This is a genomic window from Paramuribaculum intestinale, from assembly GCF_030759015.1.
GTDB classification, from domain to species: domain Bacteria; phylum Bacteroidota; class Bacteroidia; order Bacteroidales; family Muribaculaceae; genus Paramuribaculum; species Paramuribaculum intestinale.
The window spans coordinates 2,322,858-2,340,351 of record NZ_CP098825.1 but is presented as its reverse complement, the minus strand read 5'-3'; the positions used below and the strand labels follow the sequence as shown (position 1 = coordinate 2,340,351).

Genomic DNA, 17,494 nt, shown 5'->3' with positions numbered 1-17,494 from the left:
TGTTGTATTGTCGCTTATTCTATCAGGCCTTTACCGCTGCATTGCGGGTCTTGCCATGACGCTTCTCGGTGAGATAGGCCACCGGCGATGCCACGAAGATTGTGGCGCATGTGCCGATTACCACACCGAAGATCATCGCGAAGGTGAACGAGCGGATAGCGTCGCCGCCAAGGATGAAGATGCACAGCAGCACGAGCAGTGTCGAGCCGGAGGTCATCAGCGTACGTCCGAGAGTCGAGTTGATCGAATTGTTGATGTTGGTGTAGAAGTCCTGTTTCGGATACAGACCCACGTTTTCACGCACGCGGTCAAACACCACCACAGTATCGTTGATCTGATAGCCGATCACGGTCAGAATGGCCGCTATGAACGACTGGTCGATCTCCATCGCGAAGGGGAACACTCCGTAGAATATCGAGTAGAAACCGATAATGGTGAACGCGGTGAACGCCACGGCGGCCAGAGCGCCTACGGAGAAGGCGATGTTGTGGAAACGGATCAGGATGTAGAGGAACATCGCTATCAGCGACAGCAGCACGGCTATGACGGCGTCGGTGCGCATGTCGTTGGCCACGGTCGGGCCTACCTTCTGCGAGCTGATGATGCCCACAGCCTCGTTGGTCGTCGAGAAGTCCTGGAGGCTCATAGAGCCGATCTCGTTCTTCAGGCCGTTGTAGAGTATGCCGGTGATCTCGTCGTCCACGTTGGGATCGTCGCTGTCGATGCGGTAGTTCGTAGAGATACGCACCTTGGTGTCGTCGTCGATGGTGATCACCGACACCTGAGCGCCGTCAAACAGCGGAGCAAGCGATGCCTGCAGCTCGTGGGTCTTGACCGGATGGTCGAACTGCACCACGTAGTTGCGGCCGCCCGAGAAGTCGATGCCCTGGTTGAGACCGCGCATGAAGAACGAGCATACAACCACTGCGATGATCACGCCGCAGGCTATGAAGCTTGCGCGGCGAGTGCCCAGGAAGTCGAAATGCGCGCCCACAAACATGCGCTTCGAGAGCGGGGTGGTGAATGTCAGACGCTGGAACGCACGCGATTTCTCGCCGATGATAAATACCAGACGGGTGAGGTAGACTGCCGTGAAGAACGAGCAGATGATACCGATGATCAGCGTGGTGGCGAAGCCCTTGATCGGGCCGGTGCCGTAGAGCAGGAGTATCACACCGGTGATCACCGACGTCAGGTTGGAGTCGAAGATCGCCGAGAATGCGTTGCTGTAACCGTCGGCTATGGCCATGCGCACGCTCTTGCCGGCGCGGAGTTCCTCCTTGGTGCGCTCGAAGATAAGCACGTTGGCGTCCACCGCCATGCCCAGGGCGAGAACTATACCTGCTATGCCGGAGAGGGTGAGCACCGCCTGGAACGAGGCGAGTATGCCGAAAGTGAAGAAGAGGTTGAAGATCAGGCCGAGGTTGGCTATCAGACCCGGGATCACACCGTAGATGGCCATCATGAAGATCATCAGCAGCACCAGAGCCACGATGAACGACATGAAGCCGTCCTCGATCGCCTTCTGGCCGAGCGACGGACCGATCACGGTGTCGGAGATGATGTCGACCTTGGCGGCCATCTTGCCGCTCTTGAGCACGTTGGCAAGGTCTTTGGCTTCGTCGGTGGTGAAGTTGCCGGTGATCGACGAGCGGCCACCCTCGATCACGTTGTTGACACGGGGAGCGGAGTAGACCTGTCCGTCAAGCACTATCGCCACCTGCTTCTCGATGTTGGCGGCGGTGATGCGTGCCCACTGGCGGGCTGCGTCGGGCTTCATGTTCATCGACACGTAGTTGCCGCCCTGCATCTGGTCAAACTCGCTGCTTGCCGAGGTCACGACGTCGCCCGAGAGAGCCGGACGCCCGTTGGCGGTCTTCAGAGCCACGAGCGTGTAGAGATCCACGCGGCGTGTGACGCCTGTGGCCGTGTCGGTGGCCTCCATGGTCTCAGGCTTCACTTCCCATGCCAGCTTCACGTTGGAGGGAAGCAGACGGCGTGCGGCCGGAGAGGATATGATGGAGTCGATGGCGGCGCGGTTGGCTGCCACGGCGGTGCCTACCATGATCGGGTTGTAGGGATTGGCTGTGTGGACAAAGTAGTCGAGCAGGCCGCGGCCGTTGCCGGTGGAGTCGGCGCGCCCCATGGCGGTAAGCTCCATGAGAGAGCCTTGGAACTCGTTGACCGGAATAGTTTCGTAGAACTCGAGGTTGGCCGACGATTTGAGCAGCTCCTTCACGCGGTCATGCTCCTTCACGCCCGGAAGCTCAAGCAGTATCTGGCCGTCCTTTTCAAGCTCCTGGATGTTGGGAGCCACAACGCCGAACTGGTCGATACGGTTGCGGAGCACGTTGGTCGAAGAGCTTACACGGTCTTTCACCTCCTGCTTCAGAGCCGCTTCGGCTGCCTCATAGCTGTCGCCGCGCTTCACCTGATCCTTGAACACCACCGACAGATCGCCCTGAGGGTCGAGTTTGCGGTACTGCTGGCAGAAGATCGACACGTAGTCGTTGCTGCGGGTGGCCTTCACCACGGAGTCAGTCTGCGCTATGGCTGCCTCGAAGTAGGGATTGCCGTCGGCGTTGGCCATGGAGCGCAGGATGTCGGGCACCGACACCTGAAGCGTCACGTTCATGCCGCCCTTGAGGTCGAGGCCCAGGCCCACGCCGAGTTTCTGAACTTCGGCGAAGGTGTAGCCGAGATAGACTTTCTCTCTGGAAATCGAATCGATATAGCTCTTGTAAGCCATTCGGTAACTGTCGGAATTGACGCCTGCGTTGCCTGCCACGCTGGTCGCATAAGCCTCGGCCTTGTCCTCATGATGGTTGGTCACCAGAGTGAAGGAGATGTAGAAGAGGCAAATGAGCACCAGGAAGATGGCGATGACACCGGCCACGACGCTTCCTAATTTTCCTTTGCTTTGCATTGTGATAAAAAAGTATGGATTAATGTTATTTTTAATGTGCAAGTGTTTCAGCTTGCAAAGATACGACTTCTTTTTCAATTACTCCGCTTCCCGCAGGCTGATTTTAGAGTATAGAAGAAGTCCGGAAATATATCTTCGTGTTAAAGTCCCGCATATTCTTGCGCAATAAGCGGCTGAAATGCCCCCGGCCGGGCTTCTGGGCTGCGGTCGGGGGCATGATGGCTATGGTTTGTGTGCCTGAGAGTGTTCAGGGGGTTCAGTCGAGCTGCTCGGCTATGAAGCGGTGCATCTCCGGGGTGTGGGCCTCGACGCTTTGCAGGAGTTTGAACTGGTTGCGGGTGCGCACCAGGTTGTGATCCGGATATTTGATCTTGTAGTAAGTGTCGCCGTTGATGTAGTCGGTCAGGAAACGCACGGCCTGCATGTAGGGGAAGAGGGCGGCGGCATAGGGAAGGTTTTCGATCTCCGCAGGGGTGAGGAAGCCGCGTGCCGACGAGAGATAGCCTTCGGTGAAGGCGCGGAATATATCCATGTTGAATTCCACGTGGTCTATGTCGGGATCATCCTCGGCCAGAGTGTTGGCGGCTGTGCGCAGGAAGTCGCCGTAGTCGCTGAATATATAGCTCGGCATCACGGTGTCGAGGTCGATCACGCACAATATGTTGCCCTGGTGGTCAAACATCATGTTGTTCACTTTCGTGTCGCAGTGGCAGATGCGCTTGGGAAGTTTCCCCTCGCGGTGGAGCTGCTCGGCGCGGCACATCGTGTCGGCGCGCTTCTCCAGCTCGTCAAGCAGAGGTTTCACTTCGGCCACTCTTCCTTCGGGGTCGGCTTCCACGGCGTCGTGGAGCTGTTTGAGACGGAATTCCATGTTGTGGAAATCGGGAATGCTCTCTTTAAGCTCCTTGTCGATGTCTACGAGCATGGCCTGGAAGTGGCCGAACGCCTTGCCGGCGTTGCGCGACGATTCGGGATTGACGGCTTCAAACGTCTCGGCGTCGGGGATGAATACCATCATGCGCCAGTAGCTCTCGCCGTCGAAAAAGTAGAGTTTGCCGTCGGCGGTGTTGGGTACGAAGGTGAGCACCTTGCGGTCTATGTCGTTTTCACCCGCTTTCTCAAGCTTGGAGCGGATATGGCCGGTGACGGCGGCGATGTTGTCCATCAGCACGTCGACGTCGGTGAAAATGTGGTGGTTGATCCGCTGCAGCACGTAGTCGGGAGCGTCAGCTTCCTCAGTGCGCACTATGTAGGTGTCGTTGATGAGTCCGTTGCCGAGAGGCTTCACGGAGGTCACTGTGCCTTTTACGGCGAAATGCTTCACTATGGACTTGAGAAGTCTTTCCATGAGATTCGAAGGGTTTTGTGTTGAATTTTCCGCAAAGTTAGCTAAAAAATCGGATTGGCCACCCATATTTTGTCGCTTTGTGGCCGCTGTCGTGGCGCGGACTCTGTGACGGTTGCTTTTTTTTAGCTATTTTTGCGGTTGAAAACCTGTAGTTATGATACTGATAGTCGACGACGATAAATCCGTCAGGCTCTCGCTGAGTCTGTTGCTCCGCAGTGCTGGTCACCAGACGGCTATGGCTGCATCGCCCGAAGAGGCGCTGGAGTCGCTGCGGGTCTCGCGTCCGGATCTGGTGGTGATGGATATGAATTTCTCGGTTTCGTTCACTTCCGGACAGGAGGGACTCGAGCTGCTGCAGCGGTTCAAGGTGCTGGCGCCCGAGGTGCCGGTCATACTCATCACGGCGTGGGGCAGCATAGATCTGGCCGTGGAGGGCATGAGGCTCGGAGCGTTCGACTTCGTCACCAAGCCATGGCAGCCCCACGCCATGCTGCAGCGGGTGGCTACTGCTCTCGAACTTAACCGCGTGCAGCGTCCGGCTGAAGGCGGCCTGCTGCGCGACGGCATCATCGGCAACAGCCGTGGGCTGGAAGAGGTGCTCCAGACTGTCGGACGGGTGGCGCCTACCGATGCTCCGGTGCTTATACTCGGTGAGAACGGCACGGGCAAGGAATTGATAGCACGCGCCATACATGCCAATAGCCGGCGGGCGTCGGCGCCGTTCGTCACTGTCAATCTCGGCGGCATCTCGCGATCGCTTTTCGAGAGCGAGATGTTCGGCCATGTCAAAGGAGCGTTCACCGGTGCGGTCACTTCGCGCAAAGGGCGTTTCGCCATGGCCGACGGGGGCACCATATTTCTCGACGAGATCGGCGAGCTCGATCCCGGCTCGCAGGTCAAGTTGCTGCGGGTGCTCCAGGAGCACACCTACGAGGCGCTCGGCGACAGCGCCACGCATCGCACCGACGTCAGGGTGGTGTGCGCTACCAACGCCGATCTGTCGCGGATGGTGGCCGAGGGAAAGTTCCGCGAGGATCTGTTCTATCGTATCAACCTTATAACGCTTCATATCCCTTCGTTGCGTCAGAGACTCGACGATATACCGTTGCTTGCCGACTGGTTCGTAAAGCAGTATGCCGAGCGGACGGGCACTCGCCCGCGACGGCTTACCGATGACGCGCGACGGTGGCTTCAGACATGTCCTTTCCCGGGCAATATCCGCGAGCTGCGCAACATGGTGGAGCGCGCCATCATCGTCAGCGATACTCCCGAGATCGGGCCTGAGACTTTCGCCGGATTGTCGGCCGAGAGCGCACCGACAGCCGTTGCTGCCGATTCGGTGGCCGGAGCAAGACTCGGCGACATGGAGCGCGCCGCGGTGGCCGAGGCGATATCGGCTGCCGGAGGCAATCTGTCGCTTGCGGCCTCTTCACTCGGCTTGTCGCGTCAGGCTCTTTACCGTCGGATGGAAAAATACGGTCTAAAATGAAATCATCCTGGATTTTTTCAGTGCTCGCCCTGACTGTGGCGGCGATCGATCTGCTCTGGATTCTTCCCGTGCTGAACGGGTCTGACGTCGTGTGGAGCGATATGTGGTGGCGTCTGGTCCTGGCCGTAGCGCCTATAGTGCTCCTCGTGTTGCTGTATGGATCAGTCATCAAGCCGGTAAATGCAGTGGTCAACGGCATGGATCTGCTGCGCGGCCAGGATTTCAGCACGCGTCTTGCCCGTGTCGGGCAGCCCGATGCCGACACTCTCGTCGGAGTGTTCAATTCGATGATGGACCGTCTGAAGACGGAGCGTCTGCGCAACATGGAGCAGAACAGCATGCTTCGGCAGATCATCGACGTGTCGCCGGCTGGTATCGCCATATCCGATTACGACGGCAATATAGTGGAAATGAACCCCACCATGGCCTCTTATCTTGGATTCAGTCGTCCGGCCGAGGCGTTTAGCCGGCGGTTTGAGGATCTGGATTCACCTCTGGCTGCGGCCGTTTCGCGTGTTAATCCGGGTCAGGCCGAAATACTGCGTGTCGGCGATGCCAATGTGATGCGCTGCACGCGGATGTGGTTTATGAACAATGGATTCCGGCGCTCGTTCGTCATGCTCGAAGAGCTTACCGACGAGGTGATGCGCGCCGAGCGCGAGGCCTACGGAAGGGTGATCAGGATCATATCGCATGAGGTCAACAACACTCTCACCGGAGTGGGCTCCATTCTGGGACTGGTCGGCGAATTGCCGGCGGTGAAATCCGACGAAGTCATGTCGGATGCTTTGGAGAGCTGTCAGGAACGCTGTCAGGGACTTGGCCGGTTTATACGATCCTATGCCGAAGTGGTCAAGATACCCGACGCCAATCTGCAGCCGGTGGATTTGGCCGATTCGCTGCGTTCGATCTGGCCGTTCCTCGAAGGCATGGCGCCGGCCACGGTCGATATGGAACTTTGTTGCGAAGACACCACATCGGTCAAAGCCGACACAGTGCTTTTGGAACAGGTGATGGTCAATGTGGTGAAGAATGCTGTCGAAAGCATCGGCGACCGTCCTGATGGACGGGTGAAGGTGTCGGTGGGAGGGTCGCCCGTAAAGATTGAGGTTGTCGACAACGGTGGCGGTATCAGCCCTGAGGCGTCGCGCCATCTGTTCGCACCATTCTTCTCCACCAAGCCCGGCGGACGCGGACTCGGACTGATGTTCGTGGCCGATATACTTGAAAAGCATGGCTGCGCCTTCTCTCTGCGCACCGATCCCGACGGAGCGCTGACGCGCTTCGTCGTGCAGTTCCCGCGTTAATCCCCGATATTTATTGACGGGGCTGTGTGTCAGCCTTTCTTCTCTTTGCCGGCGAGCATGCCGCATGCGGCATCGATATCCTCGCCTCTCGACGCCCGTATGGTAGCGGTTATGCCGAGTGCGTTCAGACGATCGCGGAATGCGGTCATGACACCGGCCTCCGGTGCTTTTTCGTCGTAGCCTGGCACAGGGTGGAATCGGATCAGGTTCACACGGGCGTCAGTGCCACGAAGCAGCCTTGCAAGCGCGTCGGCATGCCGGATGTCATCGTTCTTCCCTTTCATCATGGTGTATTCCACCGACAGCCGTCGCTGATGGGCAAAGTCATGTCCGCGCAGCAGTTCGATCACCTCCGCCACCGGATAAGCTCTTTCCACAGGCATCATGTCGGCGCGCTCGCTCCCGAAAGGGGAATGGACGCTAAGCGCCAGATGCACTTTGGTCATATCAAGCAGCCGGCGTATGCCATCGGGACGTCCGACGGTCGACACCGTGATGCGTTTCGGGCTCCAAGCCAGCCCCCACGTGGCGGTGAGTATCTCGATAGCGCGCACCACAGCATCGAGATTGTCCGTCGGTTCGCCCATCCCCATGAACACCACGTTGGTCAGACTTTCCGACTCTTCGACCGACAATATCTGGTTAATTATCTGAGCTGCCGACAGATTGCCGTGAAAACCCTGTCGGCCGGTCATGCAGAAGGCGCAGTTCATGCGGCATCCGGCCTGCGAGCTCACACATAGCGTACAGCGGTCGTGGTCGGGGATCATCACAGCCTCCACATCGCGGTCGCTCGCTCCCCGGAACAGATATTTCACAGTCCCGTCGGCCGACGACACCCGCTTCAGAGGCTCCTCTCGCCCGGTGCAGTAGACTTCCGCAAGTGTAGCGCGCGCACGCTTTGAAAGATTGGTCATGTCGTCGATCTTTGCGACCCGTTTCTGATACAGCCAGTCGGCCATCTGGCGTGCGGCATATCGCGGCATTCCGCAGCCTGCGGCCACGGATTCCAGCTCGGCGAGATTCATGCCGATGAGAGGTGACAGATATTCCATGCCGCGAAGATAAGCAAAAAATCATTCATCGACGCGCGGCGAAAAGTGTTAAAATGACGCTAAAACAAATAAAAATGTTGACAAATGGGGTAAAACAGCCTCGCTATGTAAAAAATTGCAATGATTGGTTGCTTAAATCTGCGATTTTGTCATTATCTTTGCAGAGCCTGACATCAGAAAGAGAAAACACAGCGCTATTATATCTTAGATCACCCGCAACACCCCACATAAAGATATTTACGGCACAACGCGATTGAAAAATCCGGCTGTTACCCCCCCCGATCGTTTTGCTTTCAGGCAGAGCCCTCGGGGTCATTTTGTTTGTTGAGATTGTTAGACAACGTTATATATACTTGAATTTTGGTTATGAGGGAGGTGCGTTACTGCGAAGTAGCGCACTTTTCATATCTGTTATCGCCGGCAGAATATGAAACACGAATGAAATATTCGGCAAACACATCGAAAATACAACGCGATAGTCGCCAAGAGAAGATCACACGAATACTGCATCGTGAAGACTGCGGAATACTGCATCGCGAAGACTGCGGAATACTGCATCGCGAAAATCACATTGCAAAAAATCTCAAAAAGCTTGCACATCTCAAAAGAAACATTTAACTTTGCAGTCGCAATCGGGGAATATGCAATCCCATTGCCGGTCCCATAGCTCAGTTGGTTAGAGCACCTGACTCATAATCAGGGAGTCCTTGGTTCAAGCCCAAGTGGGACCACCTCTTAAAATCTCCAATCATTTGAAAATCAAATGATTGGAGATTTTATTTTATAAGTTTTGTCCACAATTTGTCCACCAAACTGATTTTTGGCCACGCAGTGGACAAAAAAAATTCCTTAAAAATTCTGAAAATAATTGATGCTGCCTCAAAAATGGGTATAATTTGATTGGTGACGAACAATCGCTGTGTAGTGAGCGTTTTGAATGTCGATGCTTATTTTGGCTCATTCACTCACCCATGCCCACTATATGACTAAAGAGGAAAAGAACAAATTTACCCGTGATGCCCTCCGCCACTGGTATGAGAATCATCAGGAGGAGTATTGCAATTTTACCGACCTTATGCACGACCGCAGAGGTATCGGTTTCGACCAAGTTTTCAAGACTGCCATTATGCTTGTTCCGAAATATGAGAAGGCACTTCTGCTCTACCTGAAGAATGACCGCTCGGAAGGCATTGAAGATCTGGAAAAGATTCTTACCGATGGAGGACTTAAAGACCAACTTGCCCTGCACTTCAGGGCTCAGATGCCTGACTGCATTGTTCCGGCAATGTTGAGTTGGCTGTTTTTCGGCCGCAGTTTCGAGTGTATGGTTGAATACGGCGAGGAGCTGATTCAGGATGGTAAACTAAATTTTCTTCTCCGCCGACTTGTTTCGTTCAATATAAAAACCATCATCAACCGCAGCCTGACTATTGGCGCTCGTAAAGAGGAAGATTGGGTGAAGTTCGTGTCTGAGATGGAAGATATGGGTATCACTCCGGTTGTTACTGCCGGAGTTGTTGCCAAATTCAAATCAATACCGACAGAGACAAAGGTTGAAATGAAGACTACTTCGGAAAAGAACCCTATTCCCGGCAAAGAAAAGAAACGCCGTAGCCTGAAAGAACTGTTGCCCAACAGTGATGAATATCTATTGGGGTCTATTGATGAGCATATCAATATCAAACAAAGTGGAAAGGATTTGGCTCTCCTTTATCTTGTCCTTGAAAAGAGCCGTTCCCTTACAAATACCTCCGTTGTCGAATTTCATGCGGCTCTTGAACAGCGTTACGAGAAAAAGCCCAACATCCGCATCCCCGGACATAGAGGCATACAGGATAATTTGAAAATGCTTCTTACGCCTACCACAATCACAAAGAAAAGCGGAGTGGAAGTTCCCTGTATGACATTTGAGAGACCGGAATACATGTTCGCCTACAATGACCTTGTTGAGAAATTGGGAGTGCAGGATTACGCATACTCCTGCTGACATATAAAAATATTATTGACGGGAGCCATCTGACAGTGATGTCGGGTGGCTCCCGTTTTTCATATTCGCACCTCCTTCAGCGCAATTTTGAGGGTCGCTGAAAAGAAAAATTCTTCGTTTTACTTCGTTACGAATCAATACGAATATAAACCACTGTGTATCAGTGTTGTAAATTTGGAGAAACATAAATCATGTGTTTTCTTTGCACCGTCAAATCGCAACGACGAGGCGAAAGTCCCCAATCATTGCTGAGGTAAAGACCGGTCACCTCATGCAATAAAAGCTGACAGAGAGAAGCCAATTCATAGCGATGCGACCCTTGGGCATTTCATGTTGTCGGTGTCCATTGATTAATCCAGATGACGCGAGGAATTTTAACAATGAATCTTGATTTTTCAAAATTCACACCGGAGGAGCTGACCGGACTTTCAATCACGCTCCCTCTGGGTCACCTCCTTGAAGTGGTCGAGCACACTGCTGAACGTGCTATCGAAAAATTTAAGGAGGAGGTTCTGCCGGCTATGCTTTCGGCAGACAAGGATCCGCTCATTCCCCGCAAGGAGGTAATGAGAATTCTTGGAATATGTGCAAACACACTCCGAAACTGGCGCAAGAGCCAATATTTGGAAGCAACTCTACTTGGAGGCAAAGTCTATTACAAGACATCTGCCGTAAACACAATTCTGGAAAAGTATGGAAAAGAACACATCTAACTCCAAAGGCATCGACCCGATGCTTATTCTCGGCAAGGCGCTGGATATGAGTGTCAGTATGCGTGGCGGTGATTTTCCTCTCGGTGCCATGCCGATGAAGATTCAGCGGATTGTGCGCGAGGCGAATGATTGCTACGGTTATCCGGTGGATTATCTCGCCGGGGCTATGCTTGTTGCTCTCGGTCTTGGCATCGGTAACACCCATTTTGCCCGGCTGAAAGGGAAATGGGATGAGAGTGCCATTCTGTTTCTGGCTCTTGTCGGCAGACCCGGAGCGTGCAAATCACATCCGCTGAACTTCGCCATCCGTCCGTTCTCAGATATTGACGGCGTAAACAACAGTGCCTTTCAGAAAGAACTTGCCGAATATAACCGCCAGTGCGAGTTGCCGATGAAAGAAAGGACTGTTACGCATCCGGTAATGCCTGTTAACAAACGCTTCCTGATTTCTGACGCAACTCCGGAGGCCATGATGCTTATTCACTCCCACAATCTGCGTGGCATCTGCATGTGGAATGACGAGTTGGCGGGATGGTTCAAGAACTTCAACCGATACAACAAAGGCTCTGACGAGGAATATTGGTTGAAACTCTACAACGCCAACCCGATATTCTCAGACCGAAAGGGTGCGAAAGACTCCGTGTATATCGGCAGACCATTCGTATCGGTTGTCGGCACAATCCAGAACGGTATTCTCAACGAACTTGCCCAGGGCAGCCGCAGCTCAAACGGCTTCATCGACCGCCTTCTATTCGTCATCGCCAACAATCAGGATAAACAGGCGTGGAGCGACAAAGAACCGTCATTCGACATTGAGGTTTCATGGGCTGAGATTATCGGCAAACTTGTGGATATGCCATACAAAACTGATGAAGACGGCAAGGTTATCCCTACAATTCTCGGCTTCTCGCCGGAGGCAAAGGCAAGGCTCTACCAATGGCAACGGGAGAATACCGAGGACTGTAACCGGGAGGAAAATGACGCGCTGAAAGGTGTATTCAGCAAATTCGATTTTCATGCCATACGCTTATGTCTGATAATCCAGATGGCACGTTGGGCTTGCGGCGAGGCTGACAAAAATGAGATAGACCTTATTTCGGTAGAGAATGCCATAAGTCTTGTGGATTATTTCAAGGCTACCGCCACAAGAGTGCAGGGCATAATCAAGGATTTATCGCTGTCAGAACTGCAACGGGCTGTCATAGCCGCACTGCCGGAGGAGTTCACAACCGAACAAGGCGTTGAAATTGCGATAGCCAATTCTATGGCAGAGCGGACTTTCAAGGATTTTGTAAAGCGGTTCACCGGCATCCATTTCCAGAAGGTACGTCACGGAGTCTATGCGAAATTATGATTATAACCCTGCATTTTCTGCACTTTCCGCATTTTCCACCCACCATAATGCAAATAATGCGGATAATGCAACCAAAATTTTGATGGGATTATGAGCGAACACCGATTTATCCTCCAACCCTACCGTGGTGTTGGAAGCCGCCACACTTGCCCTGCCTGTCACAAGAAACGCTGTTTCTCACGATACATCGACACCGAGAAACAAGTCTCGTTCCCTGATGATGTTGGCAGGTGCGACCATGAGCAGAGTTGTGGCTATCACCTCACGCCAAAGGAATATTTTGAGCGCAATCCGCAGGACAAGCCTCAGCACTCCGATTGGTCAGCTCCGTCAGCCAGCAGAGCCACGCCGGCCGAGACACCCAAGCCAGCCTCTTTCATAGAGGCAGAGACTGTTGCACAGACTCTGCACGGATATGACCGTAACAATCTCTTTCTGTTCCTCAAATCGAAGTTCGGGTCCGATGATGCGGAGAGACTGATGAGAGAGTATTGCGTTGGCACATCGAAGCACTGGCCGGGGGCTTGTGTGTTCTGGCAGACCGACATCAACGGACGTGTCCGCACCGGGAAAGTGATGCTCTACGATGCCGGGAGCGGCAAGCGTGTCAAGGAGCCATTTAACCATGTGTCGTGGGCCCACTCGCTGATGAAGTTGCCGGACTACAATCTCCGTCAATGTTTTTTCGGTGAACATCTGTTGCCGATGAACCGTGGCAAGCCTGTTGCATTGGTCGAGAGCGAGAAGACGGCACTGATAGCGAGCTGGTATCTGCCCGAATATGTATGGCTCGCCACCGGAGGCAAGAACGGATGTCTCAATGCCGATGCACTCCGGGTTCTCCGTGGACGGCAGGTTATCCTCTATCCCGATTTGGGCGCGACAGAGCAGTGGGGGCAGAAACTACCATTGATGAAGTCGCTCGGTATCGAAGCCACCATCTTCAACTTTATGAATGATGTTGCCGATGATACTGACAAGTCAGCCGGATATGATATTGCCGATTATCTACTGCAAATCGAGCCAGACCAAGCCGTGCTGCAAAGTATGATTAGAAAGTATCCGATGTTGCAGAAATTCATAGATGACCTGCAACTCGAATTAGTATCGGTTGAACGATATAACCCGACAACCGAAACTCCATTGTCAAACCGTATAAACGAGAAAAAATGACTAACAAGAAATCTCAGTCAACACCCTCTCCCTCCACCGCCATGTCAACACCCAAGACTGGCAAAACATCTACCGATTGTATAACTCCCAAATCTGATGATATTATGAAATCTGATACTACTCCCAATCCCGTTGACCCAGCTATGCCTGTCAACATCGACAACTCTGATGTTGCTGTTAACAGCAACGACCGCAACACTCCCGACAACACCGCCAATCTGTTCAACGATGAACAGACTGCACCCACACAACCTAAACAACAGCGTGTGGGCATAAAACAGCGTAAGCTGGAGTTCGGCGAATACAAGGAAACATATCTCATCCCGGTGAAGATTGTCAAGCGACATTCGCTCAACATCAGCGATGCCACATGGGAGCGACTTGAACGTTACGCCAGAATCCTCGGCGACCGTGGTGCCAACGTAGGCAGCTATGCCGAGCGCATCATCTGCGAGCATCTCGACCTGTTCGGCGACGACCTCGAGGCATGGCGCAAACTCTGAGAATTGACAGCCGGAAATAAGCGACTAATCGGGAGGCACAGAGTCCCGTCAGGGATGGAAACGGAGGTATGCTGCGCAGCCTGATTCAGTAGTAGTGGGCAAGATACCTTTTGAGTTCCTCAAAAGGGGGCAATCCGACCGCCTGACGGTTGATTGCCTGCCTCCCGATGGTCGCATATTCCAGTATAATGGTTACACCGATTACAATGATTTACAACATGGATAAATCGAATGGAAGACCGCGCCTCGGCTCGGCAAAAAGAGACAGGTATGTCAAGATAAGTTTCAATGACGGCGAGTATGACCGCGTTGATATTCTCTCGGCAAAGGCAGGTATGAACAAGGCTGAATATGTCCGCATCCGGGCTTTGGAGGATGTCATCATCGCATTCCTCTCTGACGAGGAAAAAGCCCTTATCCACGAGTTGAAAAAACTCGGACCCAATCTCAATCAAATCGCCCATACAGGCAATACCGAGGGATTGACCGCTATTGAAGACAAGGCTAATTTCTGCCTTGACATGGTGGCCGACATCCTCATAAATCTCAAAAAACGGACACAAAGATGATAGGAAAAATTTTGAAATCCGGGTCGTTCGGTTCAAAGGTTGACTATGTCACCCGCGAGAAACACGACAAAAGAATATTCACTCCCGACACTTGGAAGATACTCGGAAGCGATGGTCTGGTGGGGACGAAACGCCGTCAGATAATCGCAAGTTTTGAATCTCAGTCTATGCTGAATCATCGAATAAGCAATCCTGCCGGACACATAACATTGTCTTTCGCCGCCGAGGACAGACCGAAATTATCTGATAAAAAGATGCTTCAGATAGCGAGAGATTACATCAGGATGATGGGACTTGACAAGACCCAATGGCTTATTGTCCGCCATTACGAAACCGACAAACCGCACTGCCATATCGTGTTCAACATGGTAGGCAACAACGGCAAGCGTATGGAGTGCGGACGCAACCGCTACAAGAATAAGAAGGTCTGCGAGGCATTGACGCGGAAGTATGGACTCGCTCTGCCCAAGCAGGAGAATCCCGATTTGTAGAAACTGCACGGCATCGAAAGAGCAAAAGCGGAGATAAGAATCGCCGCCACGGAAGCATTGAAAAATGCCCGCGACTGGAATAGTTTTGCGCGTGAGTTGGCTAAAAAGAACATCTCAATCATTCCGAAATACCGCCGTGGCACTACCGAGATGCAGGGCGTTTCCTTCCAACTTGGCGACTACAAGGTGAAAGGTTCTGATGTCGGAGAGCAGTTCAAATTCAGAAATCTCGACAGCCTTTTCAATTCGCAGTCACATAGCCGACAGTCACAGCCGAGGCAGACTCAGCCACATCAAGCCAGTGTCGATCAGTCGGCAGTATTCTCGTTGGCAAAATCCACAATGGAGACTCTGGAAAAGGCTGCGGAAGTGACCGCTGATATTGGCGAGTCTATATGCAATATGGTTGGCGGTGCGTTCCAACTTGGAAACGGTCACCTTGACGAGAACGAGCAGGCCGCAGCCAACCAACTGCTGAAGAGAAGAAGAAAACGTAACAACAAACCCAGATTATCCTGATTATGGCAAAGAAAGATAACATCTCACTTGTTCCACAGTGCGGGGACATGGATATGGAATTGCTCCGCCGCCAAATGAAACGGCTGGAGGACGCACTGACGGAGATTAAGAATGAGATGGCAAATGTGGCAACGAAAATATCGGCTCCCGTTATGCTTCCTGCCACCCCCGAGCCAATGGAAATTACGGAGATTAAAATTCCTGATAATCTCGCCAAAAGCGAGGATGTCGCCACACTCACCGGAATAATCCAGACTATGAACGGCTCAATGGCTCTTGTCGTCCAAGGCATGGCAGATCTCAAAAAGGCAGTTGAGGCAATGCCGAAGCCGGAGGACAAGACCGATGAGATTGTTAAAAAGGCAAGCGAGGTATTCGTGTCAAAAGTCACTTCAAATCTGACTCCCATCATAGAGAAAGGACATACGGAGTCCTACTATAATGGAAGAAAGCAGTATGATGGCATCAGCGTCAAGGATGCAGCTGACATTTACTATCAGATAAATGGATTGCGAACTGATGAAGACCTGAAGGAAAAGTTGGCGAAGCGAGATAAGAAAATCAAGATTCTATCCTTTGTCATCATTGGTCTTGTGGACATCATTTTCGGTTTGGGTTATTGGATACATTCTGTCAAAGTCGAGAACCGGGAACTCACAAACATTGAATGGCTATACCGCGCCCAACGAGCAATCAGCAATGACAGTAAGTTTATTGACAGGATAGAAAAGGATATGTTAGGCACAGATGAGGCTGAAAAAGATGGTTGGAAAGATCTCATCGTTACGAGAGAGTCAACTGGACCTGAATTCAACTTCTTCTATCCTCATGATGATTGGCAATCCAAAAAGAAAGAAGAATCTCCGCAGGAAGTAGACCCGGCACAATCTGAATCAAAACCGGATGAAATACCGATGCCTCACAAAAGTCCGACTCGCTACACTCCCGGTGAGATAGAAGCAATCAAGCAAATGAGAGCCAACCCTCACATCCCCGATGATGCCAAGCCTTCTCTCCCTGAAGGTTACGAATATTAATTTAAGAATTCTCCACCGAGCATTTCATTATAAATTCTTCGGTGGAGATTTTTATTTTACAGAGATGTGAATATAAGAATTGTCTTTAATGGAGCATCCTGTGCAGTATATGGGATAGCCATAGTTCCCTTCGATATAGGGATGTCTGAAATAATCATACAAGGCATCGGATTCAGTATGAAGTTCCGCGTTTTGGTCAATGCCTGAATTGGTAAGGAGAACTACATGTGTATTTTTCAGATTTTGTTTTTCAGTTCCAATCATAGATGGTTTAGATATAATGGCCCTGACTTCAGGATATGTCAAATCGCTGCCAATAACAAAATATGCCGTGGATCCATAAGTAATGCTCCTGACATACACCAATCCCTTTTCAGATGGTATCTCATTTGTAAAAATGCCTTTTTCGGGTATATCCATCGTAACTGTAAATCCTTTGAATATGATTTCTCCGATAGTCCAGCTCTTGATTTTATCAATATCCATCTTTTGCTTTACTATACTTTCAAATGTCTCAGCAAAAGATGGATTATCCGGGAAGATTCTGATAAGACTATCAAGATTATTCATTTTGGCACATCTATATAAATTCAGCTGGGGTTCAGAGTTCAATTTATATTCCTCAGACCTGAGCATACTCTTCATAAACCGGCTATAATTTACTCCGGAAGGATTCTCTATAGTCGAAATAAAAGGGTCACTGAAGTTGGTATATACGACAATCGGTTTTTTATTACCGGAAACCTCCTGATCAAACGTGGTTGCAAAGGCTTCTTCTGGAAAAACTGCTGCCGGATATATGCCTGGAGGATTGCCGTTGCAATTCCAGTTCTGAACGCCGAGGAATTTAGAACCGATGAAAAGCTCGTTTACCGATAACTGATTGCAAACAATCGTATCCCATGCTAAGGCACATGTTTTATCAGAATCCGGATTGGAATCATTACCCGGTGTGGGTTCATCATAATTGCATCCACCAATCAGGAAACAAGCAATAATATAAGTCACTGCAGTCAAGATCTT

At 51.7% G+C, this 17,494-nt stretch carries 15 protein-coding genes and 1 tRNA gene; 12 read left to right on the top strand and 4 right to left on the bottom strand.

Annotation, left to right across the window (positions count from 1 at the left end):
- Positions 1 to 22 precede the first annotated feature (22 nt).
- Positions 23 to 2,926 carry a protein translocase subunit SecD gene (gene secD / locus NF347_RS10595; RefSeq protein WP_107681517.1) on the bottom strand — a complete coding sequence of 968 codons (2,904 nt, stop codon included), beginning with the start codon at positions 2,924 to 2,926 and terminating at the stop codon, positions 23 to 25.
- A gap of 256 nt (positions 2,927 to 3,182) precedes the next feature.
- Positions 3,183 to 4,274, bottom strand: coding sequence for a phosphotransferase enzyme family protein (locus tag NF347_RS10590; RefSeq protein ID WP_107036698.1), 1,092 nt, complete (start codon positions 4,272 to 4,274; stop codon positions 3,183 to 3,185).
- A gap of 154 nt (positions 4,275 to 4,428) precedes the next feature.
- On the opposite strand from NF347_RS10590, the gene NF347_RS10585 reads away from it, so the two are divergent.
- On the top strand, positions 4,429 to 5,763 hold the full coding sequence (locus tag NF347_RS10585; protein ID WP_107036697.1) for a sigma-54-dependent transcriptional regulator: 1,335 nt from the start codon (positions 4,429 to 4,431) through the stop codon (positions 5,761 to 5,763).
- Positions 5,760 to 7,070, top strand: a complete 1,311-nt coding sequence (locus NF347_RS10580) for a sensor histidine kinase (protein ID WP_107036696.1) — start codon at positions 5,760 to 5,762, stop codon at positions 7,068 to 7,070. Before NF347_RS10585 ends, NF347_RS10580 begins: the two co-directional genes overlap by 4 nt.
- 29 nt (positions 7,071 to 7,099) lie before the next feature.
- On the opposite strand, the gene rlmN is transcribed toward NF347_RS10580, so the two are convergent.
- Positions 7,100 to 8,125 carry a 23S rRNA (adenine(2503)-C(2))-methyltransferase RlmN gene (gene rlmN / locus NF347_RS10575; RefSeq protein WP_107036695.1) on the bottom strand — a complete coding sequence of 342 codons (1,026 nt, stop codon included), beginning with the start codon at positions 8,123 to 8,125 and terminating at the stop codon, positions 7,100 to 7,102.
- Positions 8,126 to 8,782: 657 nt separating this feature from the next.
- Here rlmN and NF347_RS10570 point away from each other — a divergent pair.
- The 10 genes from NF347_RS10570 to NF347_RS10525 all read left to right on the top strand — a co-directional run bounded on the left by NF347_RS10570 (position 8,783) and on the right by NF347_RS10525 (position 16,471).
- A tRNA-Ile gene (locus NF347_RS10570) sits at positions 8,783 to 8,856 on the top strand.
- A 251-nt stretch (positions 8,857 to 9,107) separates the two neighbouring features.
- Positions 9,108 to 10,112 (top strand): DUF6043 family protein, encoded by a 1,005-nt coding sequence (locus NF347_RS10565; RefSeq protein ID WP_133166447.1) that lies wholly within the window; start codon positions 9,108 to 9,110, stop codon positions 10,110 to 10,112.
- Positions 10,113 to 10,492: 380 nt separating this feature from the next.
- Positions 10,493 to 10,825, top strand: coding sequence for a helix-turn-helix domain-containing protein (locus NF347_RS10560; RefSeq protein WP_161553802.1), 333 nt, complete (start codon positions 10,493 to 10,495; stop codon positions 10,823 to 10,825).
- Positions 10,806 to 12,179: a DUF3987 domain-containing protein gene (locus tag NF347_RS10555; protein WP_107036790.1), complete on the top strand. Its 1,374-nt coding sequence runs from the start codon at positions 10,806 to 10,808 to the stop codon at positions 12,177 to 12,179. Before NF347_RS10560 ends, NF347_RS10555 begins: the two co-directional genes overlap by 20 nt.
- A gap of 90 nt (positions 12,180 to 12,269) precedes the next feature.
- A complete protein-coding gene (locus NF347_RS10550) occupies positions 12,270 to 13,352 on the top strand; it encodes a DUF6371 domain-containing protein (RefSeq protein WP_107036791.1) in 1,083 nt (360 codons plus the stop codon).
- A gap of 104 nt (positions 13,353 to 13,456) precedes the next feature.
- On the top strand, positions 13,457 to 13,855 hold the full coding sequence (locus NF347_RS10545) for a DUF3408 domain-containing protein (protein ID WP_161553868.1): 399 nt from the start codon (positions 13,457 to 13,459) through the stop codon (positions 13,853 to 13,855).
- A 218-nt stretch (positions 13,856 to 14,073) separates the two neighbouring features.
- Entirely contained in the window at positions 14,074 to 14,424 is a 351-nt protein-coding gene (locus NF347_RS10540) for a plasmid mobilization protein (protein WP_107036793.1), read from the top strand.
- Positions 14,421 to 14,915 carry a relaxase/mobilization nuclease domain-containing protein gene (locus tag NF347_RS10535; RefSeq protein ID WP_107681756.1) on the top strand — a complete coding sequence of 165 codons (495 nt, stop codon included), beginning with the start codon at positions 14,421 to 14,423 and terminating at the stop codon, positions 14,913 to 14,915. The genes NF347_RS10540 and NF347_RS10535 overlap by 4 nt, the downstream gene beginning before the upstream one ends.
- 57 nt (positions 14,916 to 14,972) lie before the next feature.
- Positions 14,973 to 15,434 carry a hypothetical protein gene (locus NF347_RS10530; protein WP_133165517.1) on the top strand — a complete coding sequence of 154 codons (462 nt, stop codon included), beginning with the start codon at positions 14,973 to 14,975 and terminating at the stop codon, positions 15,432 to 15,434.
- A 2-nt stretch (positions 15,435 to 15,436) separates the two neighbouring features.
- Entirely contained in the window at positions 15,437 to 16,471 is a 1,035-nt protein-coding gene (locus NF347_RS10525; protein WP_107036795.1) for a hypothetical protein, read from the top strand.
- 51 nt (positions 16,472 to 16,522) lie between these two features.
- Here NF347_RS10525 and NF347_RS10520 read toward each other — a convergent pair whose 3' ends face one another.
- A complete protein-coding gene (locus tag NF347_RS10520) occupies positions 16,523 to 17,488 on the bottom strand; it encodes a hypothetical protein (protein WP_306254224.1) in 966 nt (321 codons plus the stop codon).
- Positions 17,489 to 17,494 lie beyond the last annotated feature (6 nt).